This is a genomic window from Kineococcus haloalkalitolerans (genome assembly GCF_050871905.1).
In the GTDB taxonomy this organism is placed as follows: domain Bacteria; phylum Actinomycetota; class Actinomycetes; order Actinomycetales; family Kineococcaceae; genus Kineococcus.
In genome coordinates this window covers 1-3227 of sequence record NZ_JBJLSH010000097.1, presented here as the reverse complement: position 1 = coordinate 3227, position 3227 = coordinate 1, and the positions used below count along the sequence as shown (strand labels likewise).

At 77.7% G+C, this 3227-nt stretch carries 5 protein-coding genes; 4 read left to right on the top strand and 1 reads right to left on the bottom strand.

Going from position 1 to position 3227, the window contains the following annotated elements; translation table 11 throughout:
• From ACRYMY_RS19605 to ACRYMY_RS19590, 4 genes are all read left to right on the top strand, one after another.
• Window positions 1–1202, top strand: a 1202-nt coding sequence (locus tag ACRYMY_RS19605; protein WP_432548891.1) for a proton-conducting transporter transmembrane domain-containing protein, incomplete at its 5' end; no start/stop codon positions are given.
• Window positions 1199–1606, top strand: a complete 408-nt coding sequence (locus tag ACRYMY_RS19600) for a Na+/H+ antiporter subunit E (RefSeq protein WP_432548890.1) — start codon at window positions 1199–1201, stop codon at window positions 1604–1606. The genes ACRYMY_RS19605 and ACRYMY_RS19600, both read left to right, overlap by 4 nt.
• On the top strand, window positions 1603–1857 hold the full coding sequence (locus ACRYMY_RS19595) for a monovalent cation/H+ antiporter complex subunit F (RefSeq protein WP_432548889.1): 255 nt from the start codon (window positions 1603–1605) through the stop codon (window positions 1855–1857). Before ACRYMY_RS19600 ends, ACRYMY_RS19595 begins: the two co-directional genes overlap by 4 nt.
• Window positions 1854–2195, top strand: a complete 342-nt coding sequence (locus tag ACRYMY_RS19590; RefSeq protein WP_432548888.1) for a monovalent cation/H(+) antiporter subunit G — start codon at window positions 1854–1856, stop codon at window positions 2193–2195. Before ACRYMY_RS19595 ends, ACRYMY_RS19590 begins: the two co-directional genes overlap by 4 nt.
• A 12-nt stretch (window positions 2196–2207) precedes the next feature.
• On the opposite strand, the gene ACRYMY_RS19585 is transcribed toward ACRYMY_RS19590, so the two are convergent.
• Window positions 2208–3227, bottom strand: a 1020-nt coding sequence (locus ACRYMY_RS19585; RefSeq protein WP_432548887.1) for a calcium/sodium antiporter, incomplete at its 5' end; no start/stop codon positions are given.

The window sequence follows — 3227 nt, the reverse complement described above, 5'->3', positions numbered from 1 at the left end:
CCCCCTGCGCCCCCCCCGACCGGCCCACCTCACCCCCCACCCCCCCCCCCCCCCCCCCCCCCCCCCCCCCCCCCCCCCCCCCCCCCCCCCCCCCCCCCCCCCCCCCCCCCCCCCCCCCCGGGCCCGGCCGCCTCTACGTCACCGTCAACCTGCTCGCCTCCACCGTCTTCCTCGCCGGCACCGGCCTCGTCTACGGCGTGGCCGGCACCGTCCAGCTCGGCGAGCTGGCCGGTGCCGCCCGCGAGGACGGCGCCCTCGCGCTGGCCGCCGCCCCGCTGCTGCTGGCGATGGCCGTCAAGTCCGCCGTCGTCCCCCTGCACACGTGGCTGTCGCCCACCTACGCCGCCGCCGGGCCCGCCGTCGTCGTCCTCTTCTCCGGCCTGCTGACCAAGGTGGGCCTCTACGTGCTGTTCCGGCTGTACGCCGTCCTGTACGACGGCGACGCCCGCTGGCTGCCCGTCGTGCTCGCGCTGGCCGTCCTGACCATGGTCTTCGGCGTCCTGCGCGCCGTCGGCGAGCACGGCGCCCGCTCGGTCCTGCTGTCGCACATGGTCAGCCAGATCGGCTACGTGCTCGTCGGCCTCGGGCTGTTCACCGTCGCCGGGCTGTCCGCCGCGACGTTCTTCCTCGTGCAGTACGTGCTCGTCAAGGCCGCCCTGCTCATGGTGTCCGGGGCGGTGGAGCGCCGCTGCGGCACCGACGAGCTGTCGCAGCTGGGCGGGCTGGTGCGCACCCAGCTGCCGCTGGCCGCCGCCTTCGCCGCCTCCGCGCTCGCCCTCGTCGGGGTGCCGCCCACCTCCGGCTTCGTCGCCAAGCTGCAGCTGGCCACGGCCGCCGCGGCCGCCGGCGCCTGGTGGGTGCTGGCCGCCGTCGTCGCCGTCAGCTTCGTGACGCTCGTCTCGATGCTCAAGCTGTGGAACGGCGTCTTCTGGGGCGAGCCCGGGCCGGCGTCCGAGCCCGCGCCGCGGCCGGCGGACGACGGCCGCGCCGACGGTGGCGCTGGCGGGGGTGCCGTCGCGGTGGCCGCGCCGCCGCGCCCGTCGGCGCTGCGGCGCGTCGCGCTCGCCGGCCCGCCCCTGCTGCTGGCCGCCACCGCCCTCGTCCTCGGCGTGGCCGCCGAACCGCTGCTGGCCGCCGGCGACGCGGCCGCCCGCGCGCTGGTCGACACCGGCGCCTGGGTGGGGGCGGTGACCGCCCCGTGAGCCCCGTGCGCCGCACCGCCGGGCAGGCCGGCCGCCTGCTGTCCTTCGCCGCGCACTACGCGTGGCACTTCCTCGTCGCCAACGTCGTCGTCGCCCGCGAGATCGTCACCCCCGGGTCCCAGCTGGCGCCCGCGGTGCTGCGCTTCGAGCTGGACTGCCGCACCGACGTCGAGGTCGCCTCCTTCATCGCCCTCGTCGGCCTGACCCCCGGCGCCCTGGTGGTCGGCTCCGACGACCGCCGCGAGCGCGGCGAGCGCGTCGTCACGCTCGTGCACCTCATGCACGCCCACGACCTGGACGCCGAGCTGGCCGAGCTGCGCGACCTGGAGGCGCGCATGCTCGCCGCCTGGCGCCGCGACCCCGGCGGCGCCCCCACCCCCCAGCGCGCGGGAGGACCCTCGTGATCGTCGACGTCGCCCTCGTCGTCCTGGCCCTGTGCCTGGCCGCCGCCACCTGGCGCGTGCTGCGCGGGCCCACCGACGCCGACCGCGTCCTCGGCGTCGACTTCGGCTTCATCGTCGTCCTCGCGGCCGTCGCGCTGCTGTCGCTGCGCCTGGACGCGGCCCCGCTGCTCGACCTCGTCCTCGTCGGCACGCTCGTCGGCTTCCTCGCCACGGTCGCGCTGGCCCGCCTCGTCGCCCGGAGGCGCGCGTGATCCAGTCCGTCGCCGGCCACGCCTGCGTCGTCGTGGGCACCCTGCTGCTGGCCGTCGCCGCGATCGGCGTGGTCCGCCTGCCCGACGTCTACACGCGCACCAGCGCCGTCGCGAAGGCCGCCGGGCTGGGCCTGGTCCTCGTGCTGCTGGGCGTGGCCGTCCTCACCCCCGGGTGGGGGCCGGTCCTCGTCCTGCTGGTCGCCGTCGGGCTGCAGCTGTTCACCGTGCCCATCGGCGGGTTCGAGATCGGCCAGGCCGCCCGCGTGGCGCGCGCGCCCGTCACCGGCAGCACCGTCCACGACGACGCCGAGCTGCCGCGCCTCGACGACGGGCGCTGAGCGGCCCGCGGCTCAGGCCCAGGCGAGCAGGTAGGTGGTGTAGCCCGCCCACGCCAGCAGCATGAGCGAGCCCTCGAGCCGGGTGATCCGCCCGCCCGTGCGCGCCAGCGGCAGCAGCAGCACCGCTGCGGCGATCATCACCGGCAGGTCCAGCTGCAGCGACGGCACCGTCACCGGCAGCCCGTCCGGCGCGACGACCGCGGTCAGGCCCGCCACCGCGCCGATGTTGAACAGGTTGCTGCCCAGCACGTTGCCGACGGCGATGCCGTGCTCGCCGCGCGCCGCGGCCAGCACGGACGTGACCACCTCCGGCAGCGACGTCCCCACGGCGACGACCGTCAGGCCGATGGCCAGCTCGCTGACCCCCAGCTCCGCGGCGATCGACGTCGCCCCCCGCACCAGCAGCTCGGCGCCCAGCACCAGCGACCCCGTGCCCACGACGACCAGCGCGAGGTCGCGGAGGACCGCGCGCGCCGCCGGCCGCGGCCTCGGCTCCGGGGTCAGCTCCCCGTCGGCGGGCCCGTCCCCGCCCGAACGGCGCTCGCGGCGCACCGTCCAGGTGACGTAGGCGGCCAGCAGGGCCACGAGGACGGCGCCGTCGACGGTCCCCACCCGCTGGTCGAGGGCCAGCAGCAGGAAGAGCACCGAGAAGCCCACGACGACCGGCAGGTCGGTGCGCAGGACGCTGCGCTGCACGGGCACCGGCGCGACGACGGCCGCCAGGCCGAGCACGACGAGGACGTTGACGGTGTTGCTGCCCACGACGTTGCCGACGGCCAGCGGCGCCGCCCCGGACAGGGCCGCGCCGATCGAGACGGCAAGCTCGGGGGCGCTGGTGGCCATCGAGACCACGGTGAGGCCGACGACCAGCGGGGAGACGCCCAGGGCGCGGGCCAGCCGCGAGGCGCCCCGCACGAGCCACTCACCGCCCACGGTCAGGGCGACGAGCCCGCCGAGCAGGAGGGCGATGTCCACCAGCACGCGCCGATGCTCCCAGCCGCCGTCCCCGCCCGCCCGCCGCCCCGCCGCCCC